18 protein-coding genes and 1 rRNA gene are annotated in these 23,992 nt (G+C 38.4%); 7 read left to right on the top strand and 12 right to left on the bottom strand.

What is annotated here, in order from left to right; genetic code table 11:
* Window positions 1-130: 130 nt before the first annotated feature.
* From parC to V5M36_RS14655, 5 genes are all read right to left on the bottom strand, one after another.
* Window positions 131-2,350 (bottom strand): DNA topoisomerase IV subunit A, encoded by a 2,220-nt coding sequence (parC, locus tag V5M36_RS14635; RefSeq protein WP_338560326.1) that lies wholly within the window; start codon window positions 2,348-2,350, stop codon window positions 131-133.
* Window positions 2,351-3,104: 754 nt separating this feature from the next.
* Window positions 3,105-4,424: a niacin transporter NiaP gene (niaP, locus tag V5M36_RS14640; RefSeq protein WP_338560328.1), complete on the bottom strand. Its 1,320-nt coding sequence runs from the start codon at window positions 4,422-4,424 to the stop codon at window positions 3,105-3,107.
* Window positions 4,425-4,576: 152 nt separating this feature from the next.
* A complete protein-coding gene (locus tag V5M36_RS14645) occupies window positions 4,577-5,221 on the bottom strand; it encodes a trimeric intracellular cation channel family protein (RefSeq protein ID WP_338560330.1) in 645 nt (214 codons plus the stop codon).
* A gap of 60 nt (window positions 5,222-5,281) precedes the next feature.
* Complete coding sequence (locus tag V5M36_RS14650; protein ID WP_338560331.1) at window positions 5,282-5,749, bottom strand: YchJ family protein; 468 nt, start codon at window positions 5,747-5,749, stop codon at window positions 5,282-5,284.
* An 83-nt stretch (window positions 5,750-5,832) separates the two neighbouring features.
* Window positions 5,833-7,413 (bottom strand): TerC family protein, encoded by a 1,581-nt coding sequence (locus V5M36_RS14655; RefSeq protein ID WP_338560333.1) that lies wholly within the window; start codon window positions 7,411-7,413, stop codon window positions 5,833-5,835.
* 348 nt (window positions 7,414-7,761) lie between these two features.
* Here V5M36_RS14655 and V5M36_RS14660 point away from each other — a divergent pair, with 348 nt between their 5' ends.
* Complete coding sequence (locus tag V5M36_RS14660; protein ID WP_338560334.1) at window positions 7,762-8,451, top strand: LOG family protein; 690 nt, start codon at window positions 7,762-7,764, stop codon at window positions 8,449-8,451.
* A 143-nt stretch (window positions 8,452-8,594) separates the two neighbouring features.
* On the opposite strand, the gene V5M36_RS14665 is transcribed toward V5M36_RS14660, so the two are convergent.
* Window positions 8,595-10,466, bottom strand: coding sequence for a choice-of-anchor I family protein (locus tag V5M36_RS14665; protein ID WP_338560335.1), 1,872 nt, complete (start codon window positions 10,464-10,466; stop codon window positions 8,595-8,597).
* Between the two features lie 178 nt (window positions 10,467-10,644).
* Between V5M36_RS14665 and mdtD the strand changes: the two genes are divergently transcribed.
* The 5 genes from mdtD (at window position 10,645) to V5M36_RS14690 (ending at window position 16,377) form a co-directional block, all read left to right on the top strand.
* Window positions 10,645-12,036 (top strand): multidrug transporter subunit MdtD, encoded by a 1,392-nt coding sequence (mdtD, locus tag V5M36_RS14670; RefSeq protein ID WP_338560337.1) that lies wholly within the window; start codon window positions 10,645-10,647, stop codon window positions 12,034-12,036.
* A gap of 87 nt (window positions 12,037-12,123) precedes the next feature.
* Window positions 12,124-12,885, top strand: coding sequence for a glycoside hydrolase family 25 protein (locus V5M36_RS14675; RefSeq protein ID WP_445206285.1), 762 nt, complete (start codon window positions 12,124-12,126; stop codon window positions 12,883-12,885).
* 278 nt (window positions 12,886-13,163) lie between these two features.
* Window positions 13,164-14,216: a DNA polymerase IV gene (gene dinB / locus V5M36_RS14680; protein ID WP_338560339.1), complete on the top strand. Its 1,053-nt coding sequence runs from the start codon at window positions 13,164-13,166 to the stop codon at window positions 14,214-14,216.
* A gap of 252 nt (window positions 14,217-14,468) precedes the next feature.
* Entirely contained in the window at window positions 14,469-15,779 is a 1,311-nt protein-coding gene (shiA, locus tag V5M36_RS14685) for a shikimate transporter (protein ID WP_338564255.1), read from the top strand.
* A 244-nt stretch (window positions 15,780-16,023) separates the two neighbouring features.
* Window positions 16,024-16,377: a RidA family protein gene (locus V5M36_RS14690; protein WP_338560340.1), complete on the top strand. Its 354-nt coding sequence runs from the start codon at window positions 16,024-16,026 to the stop codon at window positions 16,375-16,377.
* A 128-nt stretch (window positions 16,378-16,505) separates the two neighbouring features.
* On the opposite strand, the gene V5M36_RS14695 is transcribed toward V5M36_RS14690, so the two are convergent.
* A complete protein-coding gene (locus V5M36_RS14695) occupies window positions 16,506-17,057 on the bottom strand; it encodes a DUF2726 domain-containing protein (protein ID WP_338560342.1) in 552 nt (183 codons plus the stop codon).
* Between the two features lie 517 nt (window positions 17,058-17,574).
* The gene (locus V5M36_RS14700) at window positions 17,575-19,980 is read right to left on the bottom strand and encodes a YgiQ family radical SAM protein (protein WP_338560344.1); all 2,406 of its coding nucleotides are present in this window, start codon (window positions 19,978-19,980) and stop codon (window positions 17,575-17,577) included.
* A 691-nt stretch (window positions 19,981-20,671) separates the two neighbouring features.
* Between V5M36_RS14700 and V5M36_RS14705 the strand changes: the two genes are divergently transcribed.
* Window positions 20,672-21,214 carry a type 1 glutamine amidotransferase domain-containing protein gene (locus tag V5M36_RS14705; protein ID WP_338560346.1) on the top strand — a complete coding sequence of 181 codons (543 nt, stop codon included), beginning with the start codon at window positions 20,672-20,674 and terminating at the stop codon, window positions 21,212-21,214.
* Window positions 21,215-21,469: 255 nt separating this feature from the next.
* On the opposite strand, the gene V5M36_RS14710 is transcribed toward V5M36_RS14705, so the two are convergent.
* The 4 genes from V5M36_RS14710 to rrf form a co-directional block, all read right to left on the bottom strand.
* Entirely contained in the window at window positions 21,470-21,781 is a 312-nt protein-coding gene (locus tag V5M36_RS14710; RefSeq protein ID WP_338560348.1) for an ankyrin repeat domain-containing protein, read from the bottom strand.
* A gap of 15 nt (window positions 21,782-21,796) precedes the next feature.
* The gene (locus tag V5M36_RS14715; RefSeq protein ID WP_338560351.1) at window positions 21,797-21,991 is read right to left on the bottom strand and encodes a hypothetical protein; all 195 of its coding nucleotides are present in this window, start codon (window positions 21,989-21,991) and stop codon (window positions 21,797-21,799) included.
* 422 nt (window positions 21,992-22,413) lie between these two features.
* On the bottom strand, window positions 22,414-23,361 hold the full coding sequence (locus V5M36_RS14720; RefSeq protein ID WP_338560353.1) for an IS30 family transposase: 948 nt from the start codon (window positions 23,359-23,361) through the stop codon (window positions 22,414-22,416).
* A 440-nt stretch (window positions 23,362-23,801) separates the two neighbouring features.
* A 5S ribosomal RNA gene (rrf, locus tag V5M36_RS14725) occupies window positions 23,802-23,916 on the bottom strand.
* Between the last annotated feature and the right edge of the window lie 76 nt (window positions 23,917-23,992).

Genomic DNA, 23,992 nt, shown 5'->3' on the forward strand with positions numbered 1-23,992 from the left:
AATTATTAATCCTTGGTTTAAACTGTTCTTTTCAATACTGAGCATTGTTCTAACTTTTGTTGCTCAATAAAGCATCCATCTTCTCGAATACGCTTTATATATAACGTATTTCAGACTATAGATGCTAGTTTTATCTTTGAATGAACAGTTTATTTGCTTTTTGATAACCTCGTGGTAGTAATTGACCTTTTGTCGCACGGGCACCAACATACTTTTTAAGATCATCACCTTTCAGCTTTAACTGCTGCTGCCCAGCAACCACATGAATTGTCTCATTTAAATTAAGAGTAACTATCGAGGTGATAGATTCACCCTTCTCTAATTGTATCAATTTATTACCCTTGCCTTTATTGAGCGTTGGTAATCCTGACAATTCCGTAATCACTAAGCGTCCTGCAGAGCTTAGCACAGCAACATGCGTACTTTCTTCAATCACATGTAAGGGTAATGCACGTGCACCTTCAGTCATACTGAGGAATGCTTTACCAGCTTTAGCGTTGGTATCTAGTTGTTTAGCTTTGGTTTTGAATCCATAACCAGAGGTGCTGACAGCCAATAAATCAGCTTCATCATCTGCAATTAAGATCTGCTCAAAACCAATACCATTGGCTGGTGATAATTTTGAACTGAGTGGTTCGCCCAAACCACGCGCTGAAGGTAAGTTATTAATCGCAAGTGAGTAACTTCGTCCTGCTTCATCCATAAGATAAACTTTCTGATTCGATTTACCTTGTGCATGGCCTAGGTATTTATCACCTGCACGGAAGTTAGCATTTTCAGGATTGACGTCATGACCTTTGGCACAACGAATCCAACCCGCTTCAGATAAAATCACGGTAACGGGTTCAGCAGGCATTAAATCTTGTTCACTAATAGCAGAGGCTTCAGCACGTTGCACGATCGGTGAACGTCGGTCATCACCAAAACGTTTTGCATCCTCTTTCAGTTCATTGATGATCAAGTTTTTAAGTGATTCAGGATTTTCCAACTGTTCACGGATAATTGCCGCTTTTGCTTCTAACTCTTCTTGCTCACGACGTATTTCCATTTCTTCAAGTTTAGCCAAATGACGTAACTTGAGATCTAAAATGGCTTCAGCTTGAATTTCATCAATACGAAAATGAGCAATTAATTCTGCTTTAGGATGGTCTTCTTCTCGAATAATACGGATAACCTGATCTAAATCGAGATAAGCAATTAAAAGACCTGCCAAAATATGCAGACGTTTTTCAATTTTATTTAAATGATATTCTAGGCGCTTCGTCACAGTGTTCTTACGAATTTCGATCCATTCTAAAAGAATTCTACGAATCGATTTAACTTGCGGACGGCCATCGGCACCAATCATATTCATATTGACACGATAACTGGTCTCTAGATCTGTCGTGGCAAATAAATGGCTCATGACCGCTTCAGCATCAATACGATTTGATCGTAAAATAATGACAAGGCGTGTTGGATTTTGATGGTCTGACTCATCGCGTACATCACTGACCAATGGCAACTTTTTAGCCGTCATTTGATCTGCAATTTGACTAATAATTTTTGAACCAGACACTTGATAAGGCAAATCTGTAATCACGATTTCATTTTTTTCAATCGTGAATACTGCGCGCATACGGTAACTTCCACGACCTGTACTTTGAATTTTTAACAATTCATCAGGAGGCGTGATAATTTCAGCTTTCGTCGGTAAATCTGGCGCAGGAATATATTCTGAAATTTTTTCATCCGTTAAATTCGGATTGCGAATGAGAGCGATAGTTCCTTTCACAACTTCACGTAAGTTATGCGGCGGAATATCGGTTGCCATCCCGACCGCAATACCCGTAGTACCATTCAATAAAATATTCGGTACTCGTGCAGGCAAACTCACAGGCTCTTTCATTGAACCGTCAAAGTTATCTTGCCATTCGCACGTGCCTTGACCTAATTCAGACAACAGCACTTCACTGTATTGCGATAATTTTGCTTCGGTATAACGCATCGCTGCGAAAGACTTAGGATCATCTGGCGAACCCCAGTTACCCTGACCTTCAATGAAAGGATAGCGATAACTAAAAGGCTGAGCCATCAGCACCATTGCTTCATAACAAGCATAGTCACCATGCGGATGGTATTTACCCAATACGTCACCAACAGTACGCGCAGATTTTTTTGGCTTTCCACTGTGTTTAAGACCCAGCTCACTCATCGCATAAACAATACGACGTTGTACCGGTTTAAGTCCGTCACTAATATGTGGTAAAGCACGATCCATAATGACGTACATGGCGTAATTCAGGTAAGCTTGTTCAGTAAACTCTGCTACAGAACGGTTCTCTGTTGCTTGATGCGCAAGGCTTGTCATAAAACCATGAAATCCTAATGAATGAATGTATATTAATGTCTATGCTAGTCTGAGACACTTCGAAGAACAAGCAATCTTAGACAGATTGTAATAAATAAAAGTATAAAAAAATGATGCCCAGTTCGTTTTAAGTTTTTTCTAGTATCTAATTGTATCCATTTAATTTATTTGAATAAATATTAAACAGAACAATTCAAAACATTCCCGTTTTATCCAGTTTAAAGTTTTCAATTAGCGATGAAAGAAGCCATGCTACGCTGAATAAATTTCAATCACAACGTGCGCAACTTCATCCACACTGAACTGTCTAATGAACAATAGCTTTAATCAAATATTTACATCTCTTTCTCAAAATAGTCAAAACCTATTCAAAACTTAGGTTTAAGACTCAGAAATATTTTGGGAATTTAAAAATTTCAGATTTATCCATTCATCAAGTTCTAGTACATACTGGACTTATGCTTGTATAACATGCTTGATTGATGAGAATGTACGACATAATGCTTCGATATGATACTTTTGAAATACTAAAAGTATCATATCGACATGACCGATATAGGTCTCATAATCGTGTGCATAACGATAACCTAAATTGGATTTCAAACGTATTAAATTGAGACCTCAACGACGTTCATTAATAGTTCTTCAATAATTCGTCAAAACTTCTTCAATAATTCACCAAAAGTGCTCAACTCCAAAAATAAAAATGGGCTTAACGAAGCCCATTTTTATGTCTATACAGTTAATGCACCTTTTACATCCCAAGTGACTCTAAGGTTTTGCCTTTGGTTTCCTCTCCGAGAACCACAATGACAAAGGCCACAGCCAACAAGACAGCAGTAAACATAATAAAAACATGACTAAATCCGTTCTCTGCCACCATCATATGCGTCACCACCAATGGTGCTACGATGCCGCCAATACGACCAATGGCAGCTGCCCAACCTGAACCAAATGCACGAATATTAGTCGGATATTGTTCAGGTGTATACGTGTATAAAACACCCCATGCGCCCAAGTTAAAGAATGACATGAGGCATCCCCAAAACATGATCATCGTGACTGTTTCTGACTGCCCGAAGAAATAAGCCGACACAGCACAAAAACCAATAAATCCAGCCAACGTGGCTTTACGACCTAATTTTTCGACCAACCATGCTGCGACGATATATCCGGGGAGTTGGGCCAAAATCATCACCAAAACATATTCGAAAGATTGCACAATGGTATAGCCCTCTTTCACTAACAGACTCGGTAACCATGTGAAAATGCCATAGTACGAATACACAATCCCGAACCAAACCAACCATAACATTAGACTTCGACGTGCGAATCCACCCGTCCATAACTGACGAAATGAAATATTTTTTTGATTCGATACTGGTTTGACCTCAATCGTTTCAATGACTTCAACACCACACTGACGTTCTATTTTTTGAACCAATGCGTGTGCTTCTTCAATACGACCACGATTAATCAGATAAGGAATAGATTCAGGTACTTTCTTTAATATGACAAACACATAAAGTGCAGGTAATCCACCCAATAAAAATGCCATATGCCAATCAAATTTTGGAATCACGAAATAGGCCACTAATGCCGCAACCAACCAGCCCAGTCCCCAAAAACTTTCTAAAAGAACAATAAAACGACCACGCACATGAGCGGGTATATATTCACTAACCAAGGTCACAGCTACAGGCAACTGGCCACCAAGACCTAAACCGACGATAAAACGAAAGACCAGCAACCACGTTAAATTCGGCGCAAAAGCACATGCAGCCGTAGCAAGACTGTAAATGACCAAGGTTCCAGCAAAGACAGCCTTACGTCCAACTTTATCAGCTAAGGCACCTGAAAAGACCGCACCTAATGCCATCCCAACAAAGCCAATGGACACCACCCAGCCTTTTTCAGCAGGCGTCATGGACCAATCTTCTGCCATTTTTGCCAATATAAAGGCAATCAGACCTGTATCCATAGCATCGAACATCCAACCCAATCCGATCACCCACAATAAAGTGTAATGAAATTTACCAATGGGAAGGCGTTGTACGCGTGAGATTAAATCCATAGCAAGCTCTCTTTTAACGACGTTGCAGGTGCTGCACGTGGGGCATAGTTTTGATCATCAAAGGGGTTGTTCTGTCTATTTTTATACGCTTTTTTTAGACAAATAACCCAGCCTTTGATCAGGTCATGGGCCTTCTTGAAAAAAATCCATTCTTAATTTTCATCTCGAGATGATGCGGAATGTTCATCATCACCTTTATAAATAAATTTAGGCATCTCTAAACCGAAATAGATCGCGATGCATCGTAATGAAAAACCAAAAATAAGCGTCGATACAATGGTAATGTCTTGCGAAAAACCGACTTGAATGCAACACCAGTAAAAAATAACAGCGACAAATGAAATACTGGCATACAATTCACGACGAAAAACCAAAGGCACATCATTACAGAGAATATCGCGCAAAATACCGCCTGAGACGCCAGTCAGTACGCCAGCTACCGCACACACGACAAAACCCTGTTCCATTTGAATCGCAATTTGACAACCAATAATGGTAAAACCAATTAAACCGAGTGCATCTAATAATAAGAATATAGAGCGTAAATGGCGCATCCATTTCGCAATAAAAATGGTAAATAACGCGGCACAGCAGGTTAAAACAAGATATTCAGGATGTTTAACCCAAGTTAAAGGGTAATGTCCCAATAAGACGTCTCGAACTGAACCGCCCCCCAGCGCAGTGACGCAAGCGATAATGATGACACCAAACCAATCCATACTACGCCGACCAGCAGACAACGCTCCAGTCATGGCTTCTGCCGTAATTGCGATAATATAAATAACAGTAAGTAACATCGCCCTTCTTCCGGTGAGGGTAATTGATGCGCATTATTCTAAGTTAAATATAGAAAAAAACTACACAAATTCTGCACAACATTGCTTAAATTTTTTAGCCGAGCCACAAATGCATGCTTGTTTCATTGTAATTTTCTGATCAGTGGTCGGGTCTAAGAAATACCAGACGTCTTCAAACCGTACGAAATGTGATACTTCGTGATGTATTTGATCCTGTTGACCGTCATGATAATGGGCTTTGAATTCTACTAAAGCGTGGTTTTTATCCAGCTTTTCTTGCGTGCGTACAATCTCTAATTTTAACCATTGATTCGACTGAGCCCAATCTGAAATAGCGGGCATATCTAAATGCTTTTGTTGTCCAAGAGCCGTCGTTGACAAAATATAATCGACCTTATTTTTTGCAAAAGCACTAAAACGTGACTGCATCAATTGTTGTGCTGTTTCTGCTTTCTTTAAGCCTAAATGCAAAGGCTCACAACAAGTTGAATAAATCGCAGATCCGCAGGGACAAGCATGTTCAGACATATTTTTTCCAAAAAAATAGCACTCTCTAGAGTGCTATTTTAACCAATTTTGGACGTTATTTTAGACTTTGTTTTAGCCTAAAATCACTCAACCGTATCATTCGGAATGATATGAACCTTGTCGATTTTATGCCCTTCCATCGTGACGACTTCAAAGATATAACCTTCAGCTTCAAACTTTTCACCATTTTCAGGTAAATATCCCAAGTGGAATAAAATATAACCCGATAATGTTGAATATTGTTCAGACTCATCGACCAAATTACGATTCAATAATAAAGAAATATGTCGAATATCTGTCGAACCTTCCAGCATCAGTGAACCATCCGCTAAACTTTCAGCAGCTGCTTCCAATTCACTTTCATGCGGGAATTCCCCTGCGATTGCTTCCAAAATATCGATTGGCGTTGCAATCCCTTCTATTGAACCATATTCATTTAATACAATCGCCATTTGCAATGGTGCTTGACGAAGCTGCTCCATCACCATTAACACTTGTGCACTTTCATGCACAATGACAGGTTCACGAACATGCTTTTCAAAATTAAACTGACCAAACTCGATAAAATCTTTCAAGATATTGTGGGTTAAGACTACACCCTCAATATTATCTAATTCACCATGTGCCACGATTAAACGTGAATGTTTCATACTTAAAATTTGAGTCTTGATGGTCTCAATATCATCATTTAAATCAATCCATTCAAGTTCAGGCCGTGGCGTCATCACAGATTTTACAGGACGTTCTGAAAGACCCAATACGCCTTGCACCATGACACTTTGATAAACCGCATTTTCATCTGAGAAAATTTCATCGGCCAAGGCTTGTGTTGCCAAGACATCTTCATTGCCATGAGTGTTGTTTTCAGTCGAAGTATTACTTTTACCGCCCAACATGCGCATAACAGCAGACGCTGTACGAAATCGCAAATCATTGGTAGTGACTGTTTTTTCTTGGTTACGGCGCATCAATTGATTTAAGAATTCAATCAATACCGAGAAACCAATTGCAGCGTATAAATAACTCTTCGGAATGTGGAAGCCAAGACCTTCAACAATCAGTGAGAAACCAATCATCATTAAGAAACAGAGACATAGAATAACCACTGTCGGATGTTTATTGACGAAATTCATCAAGGCTTTAGAAGCCCAAAGCATGATTCCAACTGCGATAATCACAGCAATCATCATCACAGATAAATCTTTCACCATGCCTACTGCGGTAATGACACTGTCCAAAGAGAACACGGCATCTAAAACCACAATCTGTACAATGACCATCCAGAAAATCGCATGGGCTGGATTTTCGTCTTTGACCACCACCTTACTTTCAAGTCGCTCATGTAATTCAAGCGTACCTTTCATCAGCAAGAATATCCCGCCGAAAATCAGAATCAGATCTCGGACCGAAAAAGGGTGATCGAAAAGATGGAAAATAGGATTGGTTAGCGTGACAATCCAAGCGATAGATGCGAGTAAAATCAGTCGCATTACTAAAGCCAAAACTAAACCGACAACACGTGCTTTTTCACGCTGCTCAGGAGGTAGTTTTTCAGCCAGAATAGCAATAAATACGAGGTTATCAATTCCGAGAACAATTTCTAAGATGATTAATGTCGCTAAACCTATCCAAGCAGATGGATCTGACATCCATTCGAAAATCATGAGTCATGCCCTCTCATCATCACACTCGTATACAGAGTACGATGTTTCAAGTTGCAAGAGATTTTGGAGTTATTGTAAAAAAACTTAGTTAAATCAATATTAGATATTTTAGAGCGACGACTATCACTACTCATATTCAGTTATTTGTTGTCAAACAGATTCTCAGTATAGAAAAGATTCTACTCAAATTCACTCTTTTTTCGATTGATACCAACTGGATTTAGTCATTATTTTTGTTAATTGCTACAAATCATTGCAAAAAATTTCCATTATTTACATGCAGTTGTCACTATTCTTTCTTAGAGTATAATCAAATAGACAGTTCACAGAGAAGGTGAGTTTTAATAAATGAATACAACACTTCCAAAAGATTTTAATGAAAACATGCGTGTAGAAAATGTAAATACTGAAAATACCTCAACAACAAATCAACAAACATCAAAACATAGCCAATCAGCATCTAAGTTAGCCACTCAATCTCTTATTGCACTTTATTGTGGTTCACGTTCTGGCAACAATCCAATCTACAAAGATAAAGCGATCGCCTTAGCTGAGAAAATTGCAAAACATGGTATGGGCATTGTTTATGGCGGTGCAAGTATCGGTCTCATGGGACAAGTTGCAGACAGCGTCATTGGTCAAGGTGGCGAAGTGGTCGGTGTTATTCCTGAATTTATGCTGGATTATGAGATTGCGCACAGCACTTTGACGGAACTACACATCGTAAAAACCATGCATGAAAGAAAAGCCATGATGGCTGAACGTGCCTGTGCCTTTGTTGCCTTACCAGGCGGACTCGGAACCTTCGAAGAAATTTTAGAAATAGCCACATGGGGACAGCTGGATCAGCACCAAAAACCTATGATTATTTATAACGTCAATGGTTTCTATGATGCATTAATTGCACAATTGGATCATGCTGTTCAAGAAGGCTTTTTGCCGCCGCAACATCGTGCAAAAATCATTATCTGCAATCATTCAACAGAAATTTTAAATGCAGTTTCAAATTTAAAAGCCCCAACAAATTTTGTGGTTTGACCTATGCGATTTAATTGAGATGACTTAGGTTATTTAATTTAATTTAATTTAATTTGATTTGATTTGATTTGATTTGCTTAGTCTAAGGTTACAAGGCCAAACAAAAGCGAGCACTTGGCTCGCTTTTTATTCTCTCAAAAATCTTATTTCAAATTAATTTGATAAACAGCTGTTGAACCGCTGACTTCATTGCCGACCACCAGCAAAGGCTGACCATTTGAAGAGTCCTTTGCAGGAATAAATACTAAACCTTCAGGCCCTAAATCACCCGCCTTACCTGCTTTAATGTCTGTCGTCGTGGCATTAAACTGACGTGGATTTATATATTGAATAAATTTCGGTGATGCTGGCGTAGAAACATCATAAACCATGACCCCACCCACCCGCTCTAAACCTACAAAAGCAAATGTTTTCGTGCCAATTTTACCTAAAGTGACACCTTCAGGCTCTGGACCTTTATTGTCACTACGGTTATCTAATCCTGCTTCTTCATGATTAAAGTTAAAAATTTCAGGATGGTTTTTCGCAATATGTTGTTCAAAATGATCGCCTGAATCCCAAACCAAATCTAAACCTGTATTCGTCGTATTTTCAGTCCAAATACTGAATGAACGCGCACCAAAACTGTATAAATGATCATAAACCAAGTTGCCACGAGCATTCAATTTAGGCGAGCCATCGGTATTTTTTTGATAACCTTCAGTCCAGGTAATATTCAGACGACCTAAATTAAAATCTTCACGACAAGCACCTGCATCAGCTTCTTTCGCACCACAGTATGCAAAGTTGTCAGGATTCAGTTCCGCACCTTTCGCCAATAAGCGTAATTGTGGCGGCAAATCATCGCCTTGACGACGATCGAAGCCATCAACATGAACCAAATGCTTAACTCTAAACTCTTCAACAAAACCTTTGGTCACATCACCTTTAGCATTCGGATCATCTTTAAGCTTAGCACCCCAATAAAGGTCTTCACCTTCACCCCATGCACGTGCGTCGCCTTCATTTGCAGTCACAATGTAGGTTTTACCTGCAACTTCGTAGCTGGCAATCGCATCAGGCATATATAAACCACGTACATTCGCCCAAGGTTTAATCTGAATTGCAGGCTTTTCTGTTGCCTTTCCAGCAATCACTTCATCGACATCGCTAACGTCCATGCCTTGATTAGCCAAACCATGGTCTTTATAACCCAATGGATAAACCGCTAAAACTTTGGCTTGCTCAACATCAACTTTTGCCAAGGCATTATTCTCTTGCAAGGCTACCCATGCCGTTTTCCCGTCTGCACTTAAGCTAATATATTCAGGCTCGAAGTCCTGTGCAGCACTGGCTTTTGGACCAAAGATACGAATACCTTGATTACGTAATACCTGTTCTTGACCATTAAATGCTTTGAAATCCGCAGTTTTAACTGTTGGTTTTTTGGGATCTTTAAAGTTAATGATACTTATCGAACCTTCAGGATCAATTTGATAGTCATCTGATGGTTCACCTTCATTGGCCACTAAAATCGTGTTGCCATCTGCCGAGAAAGTCAACATATCTGGCAATGCACCCACATTGACCTGACTGATAAAACTTAAATCACTGGCTTTAAAAAATGCCACAATTCCTAGATCTGTTTTTTTCTCAGCTTGAACTGCAAGTGCCACCACACCATTTTGCACCGCAACACTATTTACTTCAGAATTGCTTAAATAGGTTTTTGCATCTAAAGAAGCTAAATATTTCGGTACTTTTGGATCAGCCATATCGAGAACATCAACCACACCCTTTTGTGCATTCACCACAAATAGACGTTTGCTTGCTGCATCATAAGCAGGAATTTCTGCAGCACTGGCTGCAAAGACGCCAGTTTCATAGCCACCAATACGTGCTAATTCAATGCTCTCAGGCGTAATTTCTTCCACCACTGGCGGTTCAACGAATGCAACCTCGTCATTATCATCATTACATGCAATCATACCCACAGACAACAACGCCAGCATCAATGCCGTAAATTGAGTTTTCATAATTCCCTATTTTTTAGATATTTGAATTTTGTGACTAACTTATAAACAAAGCATGTCAAAACCATGACGTTTTAATGTCACTTACATGACAAAGGTAAAAACATTGGTGCTGAAACTTTTGCTACAATATTTTGAGCTAAGTTGCTTTAAAATATTCAAAAAATGCAAATACTGACCTATGAATTTAGAAACCTCGCATCAAGCCTTACAACCTGAATTTCGACTTTTGGTTTTATTGGTGTCGCTTGGCTTTTTTATGCAGGGTTTAGACACCACAATTATCAATACTGCAATTCCTGCAATAGCCAAAAGTTTGAATGAAAATCCACTCAATATGCATAGTGTTGTTGTGGCTTATGTACTTTCAGTTGCAGCCTGTATTCCATTGAGTGGCTGGTTGGCAGATCGTTTTGGCGTTAGGAATACTTATTTTTCAGCCATCATCATTTTTACGCTTGCATCATTGGGTTGTGCATTTTCAAATAGTCTCAATCAACTGCTTTGCTTCAGAGTTATTCAAGGTATTGGTGGTGCGCTTCTACTCCCCATCGGCCGTTTAGCGATGCTAAAAATTATTCCAAGAACACAGTTTTTAGCAGCCATGAGTCTCATGAGTTTGGCGGGTTTAATTGGTCCTCTCATTGGTCCAACGCTAGGTGGCTGGTTAGTTGAATATATGACATGGGAATGGATTTTCTTGATCAATCTACCCATTGGTTTAATCGGCGTTTTAGTCACCTTTAGAGCCATGCCCAATGTAACTGAACCCAATGTTGCCCGTTTTGACTTCCTAGGATTCTTGCTCTTGGTTGTCGCAATGGTCGGTCTCGCACTTGGTATTGAAAACTTTTCCAGTCCTGACTTAAGTCTTTGGTGGAGCACTGGATTAATCATCATTGGTTTGTGCGCTGTTGCTTGGTATGCCTTTCATGCGCATACCCATCAGAATGCATTATTTAGATCAAAACTTTTTAAAAATAAAATTTTTGCGATTGGAATCGTCGGTAATTTCTTTGCTCGTTTAGGCGGAAATGCCATGCCCTTTCTGATGCCGTTAATGCTGCAAGTCGCTTTTGGTTTTGAACCATTTATTACGGGTTTATTAATGATACCAATCGTCTTAGGCTCCTTGGCATCTAAACCCATCATTAGACAAATTATTCAACGCTTTGGTTATCGTAAAGTACTTTTGGTGAATACCTTATTGGTTGGTGCTTGTATAGCCAGCTTCTCACTCAATACGGCTGACACACCTACATGGCTTAGAGCATTACACTTCTTTATTTTCGGGATGCTGAACTCGCTACAATTTGTGTCAATGAATACTTTGACCTTAAAAGATTTACAGCAAGAAGACGCCAGTAGTGGTAATAGTTTTTTGTCCATGATTATGATGCTTTCGATGAGTATTGGCGTGGCTTTGGCGGGTACATTGATCAACGTCTTTACTGTTTATTTCGGCGCAGCACAAATCACCGTTGCATTTCATAGCACACTGCTTCTATTAGGTGCCATCAATCTTATTACAGCATTTATTTTTTGGCACATCCCCAAAAATACAGTGACTTAATCTAAACGCGAATAACGGAATGATCATGGTCTGTTTTCCGAGATCACGGTATGATATTCCAAATACTAAAACACTTAAAATGCCCCGATGTCTAAATCCAAAGTCACTCAAAAAAAAGCTAAACCCAAGCTGATCTTAGCTGCGACGATTGGCTTCGTTTCATTAGGCTTAAGTGCCGCTTTGGTTTTTTTCTTGTTTTTCATGCATTCACCAGCATCTGCTCAAGAATATCCAATTAAAGGTTTTGACGTTTCACATCATCAAAAGAACATACTCTGGCAAAAGATTTCACCTAAAGAATATAAATTTGTTTATTTGAAGGCGACAGAAGGCGGTGATTTTAAAGACACCAAATTTCAAGAATACTGGTTAAAAGCCCGTGAACAAGGACTTTTAGTGGGTGCATATCATTTTTATCGTTTATGTCGAGATGGCAATATACAAGCGCAAAACTTTATTGAGACTGTCCCGATTAAAACAGATGCTTTACCCCCTGTTATTGATTTGGAATATGACAGTAATTGCATCAACACTTATTCAAAAGAGCAGTTATTGGCCGAGATTCAAATCATGCATGATCGATTGAAAAATCATTATGGAAAGCAGCCGATGTTCTATATTTCTAAAACTTTTTATAACATTGTGCTGACGGGTCAATTTGAAGATGTTCCACTTTGGGTTAGAGAGTATCAAGGAAAACCAATATTATCTGGTGATCCTAAATGGCTCTTTTGGCAACATACCAATCAAGGCTCAATGAAAGGAATTAGTACGAAAGTTGATCTCAATGTATTTAATGGCAATGAAAAACAGTGGGATAAATTCTTAGAAAAAAATCAAATTAAATGAATAAATAAATAATGATTTGGTTTTTACTTTTATATGTTGATTCAAAGCAATAGGACGATTTAAATATTATTTTTCAAATAACTTTAAACCGTCCTATTGCTACGAGATCCCTTTCATAAATCGAAAATGATCACTGAGCATTAATAAATGGTTAAAAAAGTCTTTATCAGTCTTGGATAAGGTTAGACTATATAAGTCACCACCTATTCTTTTTCGACATTCCAACTCAGAAAGAATCAGCTAAACTAATCAAGAGTGAAACGTCACCGACCCGATAAATGAGAAAAATCATTCACATCGATATGGATGCGTTCTATGCATCAGTCGAACTATTAGAACGTCCGGATTTGAAACACTTGCCTGTGGTGATTTCAACTCATCATCCGCGCGCTGTAATCGCTGCTGCTTCTTATCCAGCACGTGAATTTGGACTTCGTTCTGCTATGTCTATGTCACAAGCATTAAAACGTTGTCCTCAAGTCATCGTACTTGAACCAAATTTTCAAAAGTACAATCATTTCTCAGATAAAATTCATAAAATATTTCAGCAATATACAACAACAATAGAACCTTTATCATTAGATGAGGCATATCTAGATGTGACTGAAAATTTAGCGCTTATTCCCAGTGCAACAGAAGTCGCCATGCGGATTCGTCATGATATTTTCAATTCAACAGGTCTTACAGCCTCTGCGGGTGTTGCTCCCAATAAGTTTCTCGCTAAAATTGCTTCTGATTGGAATAAACCCAACGGTATCTGTGTCATTAAACCCCATCAAGTACAACACTTTATTCAAGATTTAGCCTTAAAGAAAATTCCTGGTGTAGGTAAAGTGATGCAAGCAAAATTGCAGGCTTTACAACTGCATACATTGGGTGATTTACAACATATTGAAGAAGCTGTTTTGATTCATCATTTTGGCAAATACGGCAAACAACTGTATTTATTCGCACAAGGAATCGATGAACGCCCTGTACAAACTGAACGAAAACGTCAGCAAATATCCAAGGAAACCACTTTCGATCATGATTTAAGTTTGACGCAATGTCAGCCGTATTGGAGTCATCTAATTGAGCGTGTCTGGCAAAATTTAGACAGCAAGGGTTTGCAAGCCTCTGGTGTTACGGTAAAACTAAAATTAAAAAATTTCCAAATTTTACAACATAGTAAAAGCTTTAAACACGCTTTAAAATCAAAAGATGAAGTTGAGCAAGTTTTATACTTACTCCTCTCTGAAATGAATATTTATGAGAACTATCAATTCCGTTTGATTGGTATTGGTGTCTATCAATTATCAGAGAATCAACCTGAGACTCAACTCAATCTTTGATAATCTTTGGTAATCTTTGATAGTAAGCATGCTTAGATGGGTATTTTTTGGTCAAAAGAATATAAATTCAACAAATATTACTCGCAAAACTATTTTTTTAGCGTAATCTAAATCCCGCAATACATTACCCATGTATATGCTGAGATGACCAAAGAAGACCTATATCTTTGGCATACCAGTCCTGCGGTTGGCGTGACAATCCATCCGAATATTGCAGGACCCTCTGATATACCTCATGGGCTCTCTCTCCGTATGCAAACCGCAAAACCTCTTTCAGATGTTCAAGAAAAACGTGCGCGTAAAGCAGCACTCAGTAGTTTTATCGGCGCAGTTGTCGATTGGTATGACTTCTTACTCTATGGCATCGTTGCCGCACTTCTCTTTAAAGATCAATTTTTTCCCAGTATTGATGGCAATATGGGCACCCTCGCAGCACTCGCAACTTTTGGCGTAGGTTTCCTATTTCGTCCTTTGGGTGGTGTTGTTTTTGGTCACTTCGGTGATCGAATAGGTCGTAAAAAAATGTTGGTGATCACCGTCATCCTGATGGGGATCGCAACCATCGGCATTGGCTTATTGCCTAATTTTGACAGCATTGGCTGGTGGGCCCCTGTATTGTTGGTTTTTTTACGTGCAGTGCAAGGTTTTGCCGTAGGTGGCGAATGGGGCGGAGCAACCCTTATGGCTGTTGAGAATGCGCCTGCCAATAAAAAAGCGTTCTACAGTAGTGGCGTTCAAATTGGCTACGGTGTGGGGCTTGTTCTCGCCACAGGTGCGGTCTCGATTGTGATTGCCGTCTTTGGTGAAGTTGCTTTTGCAGAATGGGCATGGCGTATTCCATTCATTGCCAGTGCTGTACTGCTCTTTGCTGCTTTTTGGATTCGCCGTGGACAAGATGAGTCGCAAGAATTCATTGAAAACGTGGTTGAAGCCAACGACAAACCTAAAAAACTTCCCATTTTCCAAGCCGTCAGCAAACACCCAAAAGCATTTTTATACATTATTGCCTTGAGAATGGCTGAACTCTTAACAATGTACATTGTGGCAAATTTTGCCTTGAATTATTCAACCAACAACTTGGGTATGGATAAGCAATTCTTTCTTAATATCACGTTAATGGTCGGTGCGATTAGCTGTATCACAATTCCATTTTTTGCATGGATTTCTGACAAAATCAATCATAAAAGTATGTGTGTTATCGGTGGTTTGATTGGAGCAATGGCGGCTTATCCATTTTTTATGGCTTTAGAGTCTCAAAATACTTGGATGATCGTCATATTTGCGATTTTATTGGCCAATGTTGCTCATGATATGGTGGTCAGTGTACATCAACCTATCTTCACCTCATTTTTCGGCACTGAATATCGCTATAGCGGCGCAGGTGTCGGTTATCAAGTCGCGAGTATTGTTGGGGGTGGTTTCACTCCGATGATCGCCGCAGCATTGGTCATTTGGGGTAATGGTTCTTGGCAATTTGTGGCATTATATTTAGCCGCAGGCTGCTTAATTACTGCATTGGTTGCCGCGATTATGCCGAATACGAGTCAAAATCAATCGGCCTAAGCCATCGTCACGTATTCATTTTTTATCAATAAGGTGCCTTTAAAGCACCTTATTGTTTTAAGCTTTCATTTTTCATTTCGTAATTTAACGTCTGCTGTGCGTTATTTTCATAAACTTCTAACGTTTAGAAGTGATTTTGCAACACTACGCTGCTCATACAATACCTTATTCATCAATCCCCCACTTTGCAGATTTAAAGTGGCTGACGTAAACTAGGCGCAAACTTGTTATTTAGAGCATTCGCATGACTGTACAACGTTTACACGTCGCAAAACGTTTTTCTGAAGTTGCAATTTCGGGAAATTTGGTTCATTTAGCTGGTCAGCTGGCTTCAGATACAAGCTTAGATATTAAGGGTCAAACCCAACAAACTTTAGATTTTATTGATCAATTTTTGGCAGATGCAGGTACTGATAAAACTCACATTTTATCTGTGATGATTTTTATTAAAGATATTGAAAATAATTATGCAGGCATGAATGAAGTCTGGGATGAATGGTGTTCAGATATCCAAGCATTGCCACGCACTTGTGTAGAAGCAAAAATGTATACGCCTGATGTTTTAGTTGAAATGACGGTCGTCGCAGTCAAACCATAAATTTAAAAATAAAAGCATGTTTAAACATGCTTTTTTATTACTTAGGTTATCGTTCAAAACTTTCATTTATTTTTAAATTATTTTCAACCAATAATAATGGTCACATCTCTCATCATGCATGCGCATTTTCAACCATACATCCGATGTTTAGCCACATGAATATCAGCATAATCGCCTAAGTTTCTCACCTTATTGATATCGGAAACCTCGAGCTCTGGTATACCCTGACCACCCACACCATCTCCCAAAAAATCATCTCTTAATTGCTGATATTCAGGCACTCGATCATAACGAATCACTCGATAGCCTGCAGAATCGAGCAATGCATCTTGATCTATGGATGATTTAGAACGATGTAAGGTCGTGACATCCCCTAAAGCCACCACTGCAATCACATGACAATCTTTGTCCAAGACCACAAAATCAGCAAATAAATTTTCATATTTACGTCGCGTTCGAGGAAATTTAGTCGTCAAAAGAGCGTCAAATGATACGTGCGCAAAAATATTTGCCTGAGGTAAAATTTCTTTCATTCGAATAAAAGTCATATATTCAAACGTATTAAATACAGCTCTTTGCCTGAGTGCACTATCTGAAGGTTGTTTAGTGCTTAATCCTTTGTAGGCAATAAGTAAAATGATTGCGAGTATTACAATACTGGCAATGATCATCATGTTCATTGTTTCAGTCCTTATGCATATTTTTATAATTCATTTATTGTGTATACAAACACAATATTTTTTATTTTTTGATTTGAGCTTATCGTCCAATTGAATTCGCTCAGTCAATTTCTCATTCCATTGAGATACTTTTTTAAACATTGGTGTATGGCTTAAACTCTGATTTCATTGGACATAAACAATGAACCGTACACAAATAATGAACCGTAAATAAAGCTTTTTTTTAATTCATTTAATGGAAATTTTGGATAAACTCAACAACTTATGCGCAAAATCTTCATCATAAAAAGATGTTTAAAATCATTTAACTTTTTATATATAACCTATATATATCGAATTTAATTTTTAAATACAACTTTTCCTGACGAAAAACCAAAGCTTTAAAAATAGCTTTAAGTATCACTTAATTAGTAAGAGGTACAACAGGCAAGTTTTGTAATAATACTTATCAACATGTGAAAATAAGTTATCCACAAAAAAGAGGACGGCTAGCGTCCTCTTTTTATCACCCAACTATTTAAGCTTTGGATTTATTCTTACTCTTCGGTTTAGCTGTATGCGGTCGTTTTGCATCCCCTGTTTCACGTGGAGGCAAACCCGTATGTTGTGTCAAAATTTGACCGCGTTCAGGACGTTTTTTGGTATTCGATGGACGACCTTGGCTCGCTTTACTATTACGTTCAACATTCTCAGCGCTACGTTTTTGTGAATCACCTGCAACAGTTGAATTCTTTTTACGTGCTGACTGATATTGACCTTCTGTACCTACAGGCTGATACGTCGGAATCAAGTGATGCTTCGAGTTACCGATTAAATCAGCACGACCCATTTCTTTCAAAGCTTCACGCAGTAATGGCCAGTTGTTTGAATCATGATAACGTAAGAAGGCTTTGTGGATACGACGACGTTTATCCCCTTTCACGATGTCTAGATTTTCAGTATAACGTGCCACTTTCGCTAGCGGATTTTTACCCGTGTAGTACATGGTGGTCGCTGTTGCCATCGGTGATGGATAGAAGGTTTGTACTTGATCGGCACGGAAACCATTCTTTTTCAACCAAATGGCAAGATTCATCATGTCGTATTCAGTCGTACCTGGATGCGCAGCAATGAAGTAAGGAATCAAATATTGCTCTTTCCCTGCTTCTTTACTGTAACGATCAAACATTTGCTTAAAGCGGTCATAACTACCAATACCCGGTTTCATCATCTTCGACAATGGACCTTTTTCGGTATGCTCAGGCGCAATTTTCAGATAACCGCCGACGTGGTGTTGAACCAATTCTTTTACATACTCAGGGTTCAATACCGCAAGGTCATAACGTAGACCTGAACCAATCAGAATCTTTTTAATACCTTTTAATGACCGTGCTTTACGATATAACTGGGTCAATGGTGCATGATCGGTCAATAAGTTCTGACACACACCTGGATACACACATGATGGCTTACGGCAATTTTTTTCAATTTCAGGATCATTACAATGCAAACGATACATGTTTGCTGTTGGTCCACCTAAATCCGAAATAATGCCTGTAAAACCAGGTGCTGTATCACGAATTTTTTCAACTTCACGTAAAATCGATTCTTCAGAACGGTTTTGAATAATACGACCTTCATGTTCTGTAATAGAACAGAACGTGCAACCGCCGAAACAACCACGCATGATGTTCACAGAGAACTTAATCATATCAAATGCAGGGAAACGTGCATCACCATACGAAGGATGTGGTAAACGCGCATATGGATATTCAAACACGTAATCCATTTCTTCAGTGGTCAATGGTATCGGTGGTGGGTTTAACCACACATCACGTTCACCATGTTTTTGAACCATTGCACGCGCATTACCCGGGTTGGTTTCTAAATGCAAAATACGATTCGCATGCGCATATAAAACAGGATCAGCTGACACTTCTTCAAATGCAGGTAAGCGAATAACAGCCAATTCACGTGGTGGTAATTTGTGTTTAATGGCTTTTGATGCAGGCTGTAGACGAACAATCTGTGTGTTCGCATCTAATGTATCACCTTCACGAATAATCGGATTCGCAACATGTTCTTTTTTGAAACCTTGGTATTGCGTTAGGCTATCTTCTTTATCTTTCTCAATCTCACAACCTTCTAGATCTTCGGTCATGACATAAGGGTTGATAATTGCATCGACACGTCCAACGGTATCGACATCATTCGAGGCAATTTCAACAAATTTAGCTTTAGACGCACGATTGTATTTATTTACAATAAATGCAGTACCACGTACATCTGTAATCTCGTGAATTTTCTCTCCACGTGCCAAACGATGCATGATCTCAGTAATTGAGCGTTCGCCATTACCGTACATCAATAAATCGGCTTTTGAATCCATAAGCACTGAACGACGTACTTTATCAGACCAATAATCATAGTGCGCAATACGACGTAACGACGCTTCGATACCACCTAATAAAACAGGTACATCAGGATAAGCTTCACGTACACGCTGACAATACACAGTTGCCGCACGATCTGGACGCTTATTCGGTTGGTTATCTGGTGAATATGCATCATCCGAACGGATTTTACGGTCAGCCGTATAACGGTTGATCATTGAATCCATATTACCTGCGGTCACGCCCCAAGCAATATTGGGTTTACCCAAGACTTTAAATGCTTCAGCGGAAGTCCAATCCGGTTGTGCGATAATACCAACACGGAAACCTTGTGCTTCTAAAGTACGGCCAATGATGCCTGAACAAAATGATGGATGATCAATATAAGCATCACCACAGACCAAAATAAAGTCACAGCTGTCCCAACCGAGTAAGTCCATCTCCTCGCGTGACATCGGCAAAAATGGTGCAGGTTCAAAACATGATGCCCAATATTTGTCGTAATCAAACAACGCAGTTGGCGCTGTCTGAGCAGTATAAGCTGTAGACATGGTAATTAATCTCGATTGGCAGATGGCGATCGGGAGAGATCTAAGATGAAAGCCGAGTATTTTAACATGAATCATACTCAGCTTGCTTGTCTAAAAAACAAACAATTGCAACAACTTAACATTCTTTCGTTAAGCGCTTTAATTCTGAACACTTTGAATGAGTTAAAACACTTCGTTTCATATAAATTTTAAGATATAGAGAAAGCGTTAAATGAATGGCCATTAAGATTAAAGCTCAAATAAACAATTTTTATTTATTATAGAAGTCTGAAACTTATTAAATCGATAAGAATCAGAGCATTCTTATTTTGATTTATCACCATTCAATACCATGTATTCATCCATTTAAGCTTAAGCCTAAGAATGAAAACTCACTAGACTTCTTTCAAAAGTCATTATTCATACAATACACTCATCATGAGTATTCCCTCATCCTAACCTTCTCCCAAAAGGAGATGGTATTTTACCTATCAATTTATGGCCAATACAGATCATTTTTCGACTTATGAAAGAGATCTGCTATTTATCAACATTAAATGATAATCAAACGATTAAAAAAAATTAATAAATATAGGTACTAAAAAATAATTTCTGCATGAAAACTGATACAAAGCTTAGCGAATGAACGACATTACTTACGCTAAATCTTGATAGTGTAAATAGGAAATCTTAAGCGAGCACGGTGAATATTATGTCAAAAAAAGCATTATTTATTACATCGAATCAAGGTGTTGAGCAGGATGAGCTGATTAAATCTCTACAGTTTTTACAGTCAAAAGGGATTGAAGTTATCCATGCTGCTGAAACTAAAGAAGACGTACAATCTGTAAAAAGTGATAAAGAACCCGCGACGCGATATACACCCCACACCACACTTGCTCAAGTAGCATTTGAAGATTACGACATTTTGGTGATTCCTGGTGGCACTGTAAATGCCGATCAGCTTCGTATTAATCAAGATGCTCTAAAAATTATTCAATATTTTAGTGATCAGCAAAGACCGATTGCTGCCATTTGTCATGCACCTTGGGTACTGATCAATGCTGAACGGATTAAGGATAAAAACCTTACTTCTTATCACAGCATCAAGCTAGATCTGCAAAATGCAGGTGGGAAATGGGTCGATGGAGAAGTTCATCGTTGCAACACAGGCGGTTGGCCTTTAATCACCTCACGAAACCCAGATGATATTTCTGCATTTAATCAAGCCATTCTCAAAGAATTAGAGACTTAAGAGTCTTTGTAAGCGAATGCTTACATCGAAAGCTTCCCTTGTCGGCTTTTCTCCCCTGCTGATTTTGGCTAATCTTTAGTTATCAGGAAACAGGACGTTTCCCAAACAAAAAACAACAATAATCAGTTTGAGCATCGGGACGTGAGATTAGACAGGAGTCAAATCTAAATCACCAATACGAAGAAAAGCCCATCAGGATGATGGGCTTTTCTTTATTCGCACTTTACTCATAGTTTATTTATAGATTTTAATCACTTAAATACTTTTTAAATAATCAATAATTGCACTATTCTCTGCCATTTCGGCAAGTTGTAGCGCTGTATATTCACTTTTATATTGAACATCTGCACCTTTACTCACTAATAATTTAACGACTTCTAAGTTGTCATTTTCAGCAGCAGCTTGTAAGGCACTATAGCCTTCATCATCAGTTTGATTTACATCAACACCTTGCTCAAGTACTTTTTCAACTTCAGTAACTTCGCCAAGTGATGCCCAGTAAACAAGCTCAGGAAGATGGAGTTCTTCGTCATCTTCAGGGATTGGGGAGATTGAGTTGAGTTTCATTAAATACACCTTAGATTATTTATGAAATATTGAGCTATATCTTGCCATAAGTTCTTCTTCTGAACGTCCCAAAATATTTGATAATTTTGTGTAATCAGGCGAAGGGTTCTCTTTTAAAAATAATGTTATGTCATCATTATTACTAGAGTCATATTTTAAAATAAAACCGTAGCTCTTTATGAGTTTTAAATTTATTTTATCTTTTGCCACATTAGGGAATTCATTTAAAATTTATGAAATTCTATAATTAGATCATCCGTAAGTCTCAATGCCCGCTCAGTTAGATCTATAAGAACTGCTAAATCACTTTGATTTGCGTACTCTTCAATTTGTGTATCTACTAAATCAATGTATGAAGTGTTTTGCTTGCTAGCAAGCATTATCTGTATTTTAACCTGCTCATTAAGATTATTTCGTGACTGCCACATGGATATTAAACTTGAATAGTTAGAAAATAATGTTCTTAAGTATGGAATGTTAGACCACTTTCCTATTTCAGCATCTGATATAAAAACCAACTCATGATAATTAAACTTATAATTTTGATCATTTATCAATATAGTAGGAACACCAAATACTCTTTGATATGGATCACTATTCAAACGATTATAATAATTAAATTTTATTGCAACTTAGATTATCGTTTGAAGTGCAACACCATGTTGTTGGCATAATACCTGACTCGGACTTTTAAAGCCGAGTCTTTTTCTTGGACGTTGATTCAAACGTTGAGTGATTTCTGAAATATACTCATCCGTGTAATGATTTAAATCACTACCTTTCCTTATGTATTGTCTGATTAATCCATTGGTGTTTTCATTTGTACCTCGTTGCCAAGCACTGTAGGGATCTGCGAAATACCAATCCAAATCAAGTTCTTGAGCAATATGCTCATGCAAACTGAACTCTTTGCCATTGTCTGCAGTTATTGTTTTCAATTGGTCTTTGATGGGGGTGAGTAGATTGATGGTCGCTCTGCTTATGTCTTCAGCCTTACGTGTATTGCACTTTGTTAGCCAAAGATAGCCTGTTCTTCGATCTACAATTGAAACTAAAGATTGTTGATGATTTTTACCTACGATCGTATCTATCTCCAAGTCACCAAAGCGAGTCCGTTGTTCAACCTCATGCGGTCTTTCATGAATGCTTTTACGATGAGTGAGCTGACCGCGGGTTTCAGGAGAACCATATTTTCTCTTTCTTTGATTTCTGAAACGTAGGTTGTGGAAAAGCACGCCACCATTGCTTTTATTCTGTTTTATAAACCTGTAAATAGAATGCAGACTGACTGCTACGTGAGAAGCAATTTGTTCAGGGCTCCATTGTAGGTTTAGGTAAGAAATGACAAGCGCCCAAATATGAGATGGGATTCTTTTAGGATTGGAGCGATGACGTTTTAAAGCGACTTTATGTGCATGTTTAGCGAAGTAACCATTTCTAGCTTTATTTCGGGTGATTTCTCTAGAGATCGTTGCTGGTGAACGATTTAAACGCCAAGCGATATAGCGTTTGGAAAAACCTTCACGTAACAGGGTATAAATCTGATATCGTTCTTCTTGAGTAAGATGAGTATAGTTCATGATGCAACTTTGACTTTGGTCGGTCGGAAGCAAAATGCTATCTCATCTTGCTTCTTTCCAATAATTTAATCTCTGTTGCACTTCATTTAAGAATCTAAGCAATTAAAGATTGATGTATTTCATCACCTAATAATAACCATTTATTTATAATATCTAATTTTAATTTTTCGGCAACTATACTTTCTTGCCTTCGAAAAAAAATATGCTAGTAAAGCTCCCATAAAAGAAGAAAAAAAGGCCATTGTTATAGGAAAAATATACTCCTTAAAATAATTTGTCTCTTGCTTTAAGGATGAGATTGCCTCTATTAATCCTTTTATATCTTCCATATACAAGATTTCTTATTGAATTATTAAAGATCTTATAGAATCCAGACATAAAAAAACACCCCCAACTCTCATAGCAACGCTAATCGGGTTGGGGGTGTTTTAGAATTAATGAGCTGGCGATGACTTACTCTCACATGGGTAACCCCACACTACCATCAGCGCGAAGAGGTTTCACTTCTGAGTTCGGGAAGGGATCAGGTGGTTCACTCTTGCTATTGTCGCCAGCACAACTGTTTATGGATACTTGCATTGGTCTTATTTAGATGCCAAAGCTTTCTACCAAAAGAGTTATTAACAGAACT

Origin of the sequence: Acinetobacter sp. KS-LM10, assembly GCF_036896575.1 — a bacterium.
In the GTDB taxonomy this organism is placed as follows: domain Bacteria; phylum Pseudomonadota; class Gammaproteobacteria; order Pseudomonadales; family Moraxellaceae; genus Acinetobacter; species Acinetobacter avistercoris.

What these genes read in the sequence shown, in the direction of transcription:
- V5M36_RS14720 (WP_338560353.1), bottom strand. Translation starts at nt 23,361, where the DNA reads ATGAACTATACTCATCTTACTCAAGAAGAACGATATCAGATTTATACC.
- niaP (WP_338560328.1), bottom strand. Translation starts at nt 4,424, where the DNA reads ATGGATTTAATCTCACGCGTACAACGCCTTCCCATTGGTAAATTTCAT.
- V5M36_RS14690 (WP_338560340.1), top strand. Translation starts at nt 16,024, where the DNA reads ATGACTGTACAACGTTTACACGTCGCAAAACGTTTTTCTGAAGTTGCA.
- V5M36_RS14695 (WP_338560342.1), bottom strand. Translation starts at nt 17,057, where the DNA reads ATGAACATGATGATCATTGCCAGTATTGTAATACTCGCAATCATTTTA.
- dinB (WP_338560339.1), top strand. Translation starts at nt 13,164, where the DNA reads ATGAGAAAAATCATTCACATCGATATGGATGCGTTCTATGCATCAGTC.
- V5M36_RS14705 (WP_338560346.1), top strand. Translation starts at nt 20,672, where the DNA reads ATGTCAAAAAAAGCATTATTTATTACATCGAATCAAGGTGTTGAGCAG.
- parC (WP_338560326.1), bottom strand. Translation starts at nt 2,350, where the DNA reads ATGACAAGCCTTGCGCATCAAGCAACAGAGAACCGTTCTGTAGCAGAG.
- shiA (WP_338564255.1), top strand. Translation starts at nt 14,469, where the DNA reads ATGCAAACCGCAAAACCTCTTTCAGATGTTCAAGAAAAACGTGCGCGT.
- V5M36_RS14655 (WP_338560333.1), bottom strand. Translation starts at nt 7,413, where the DNA reads ATGATTTTCGAATGGATGTCAGATCCATCTGCTTGGATAGGTTTAGCG.
- V5M36_RS14675 (WP_445206285.1), top strand. Translation starts at nt 12,124, where the DNA reads ATGTCTAAATCCAAAGTCACTCAAAAAAAAGCTAAACCCAAGCTGATC.
- V5M36_RS14700 (WP_338560344.1), bottom strand. Translation starts at nt 19,980, where the DNA reads ATGTCTACAGCTTATACTGCTCAGACAGCGCCAACTGCGTTGTTTGAT.
- V5M36_RS14660 (WP_338560334.1), top strand. Translation starts at nt 7,762, where the DNA reads ATGAATACAACACTTCCAAAAGATTTTAATGAAAACATGCGTGTAGAA.
- mdtD (WP_338560337.1), top strand. Translation starts at nt 10,645, where the DNA reads ATGAATTTAGAAACCTCGCATCAAGCCTTACAACCTGAATTTCGACTT.
- V5M36_RS14665 (WP_338560335.1), bottom strand. Translation starts at nt 10,466, where the DNA reads ATGAAAACTCAATTTACGGCATTGATGCTGGCGTTGTTGTCTGTGGGT.
- V5M36_RS14645 (WP_338560330.1), bottom strand. Translation starts at nt 5,221, where the DNA reads ATGTTACTTACTGTTATTTATATTATCGCAATTACGGCAGAAGCCATG.
- V5M36_RS14710 (WP_338560348.1), bottom strand. Translation starts at nt 21,781, where the DNA reads ATGAAACTCAACTCAATCTCCCCAATCCCTGAAGATGACGAAGAACTC.
- V5M36_RS14650 (WP_338560331.1), bottom strand. Translation starts at nt 5,749, where the DNA reads ATGTCTGAACATGCTTGTCCCTGCGGATCTGCGATTTATTCAACTTGT.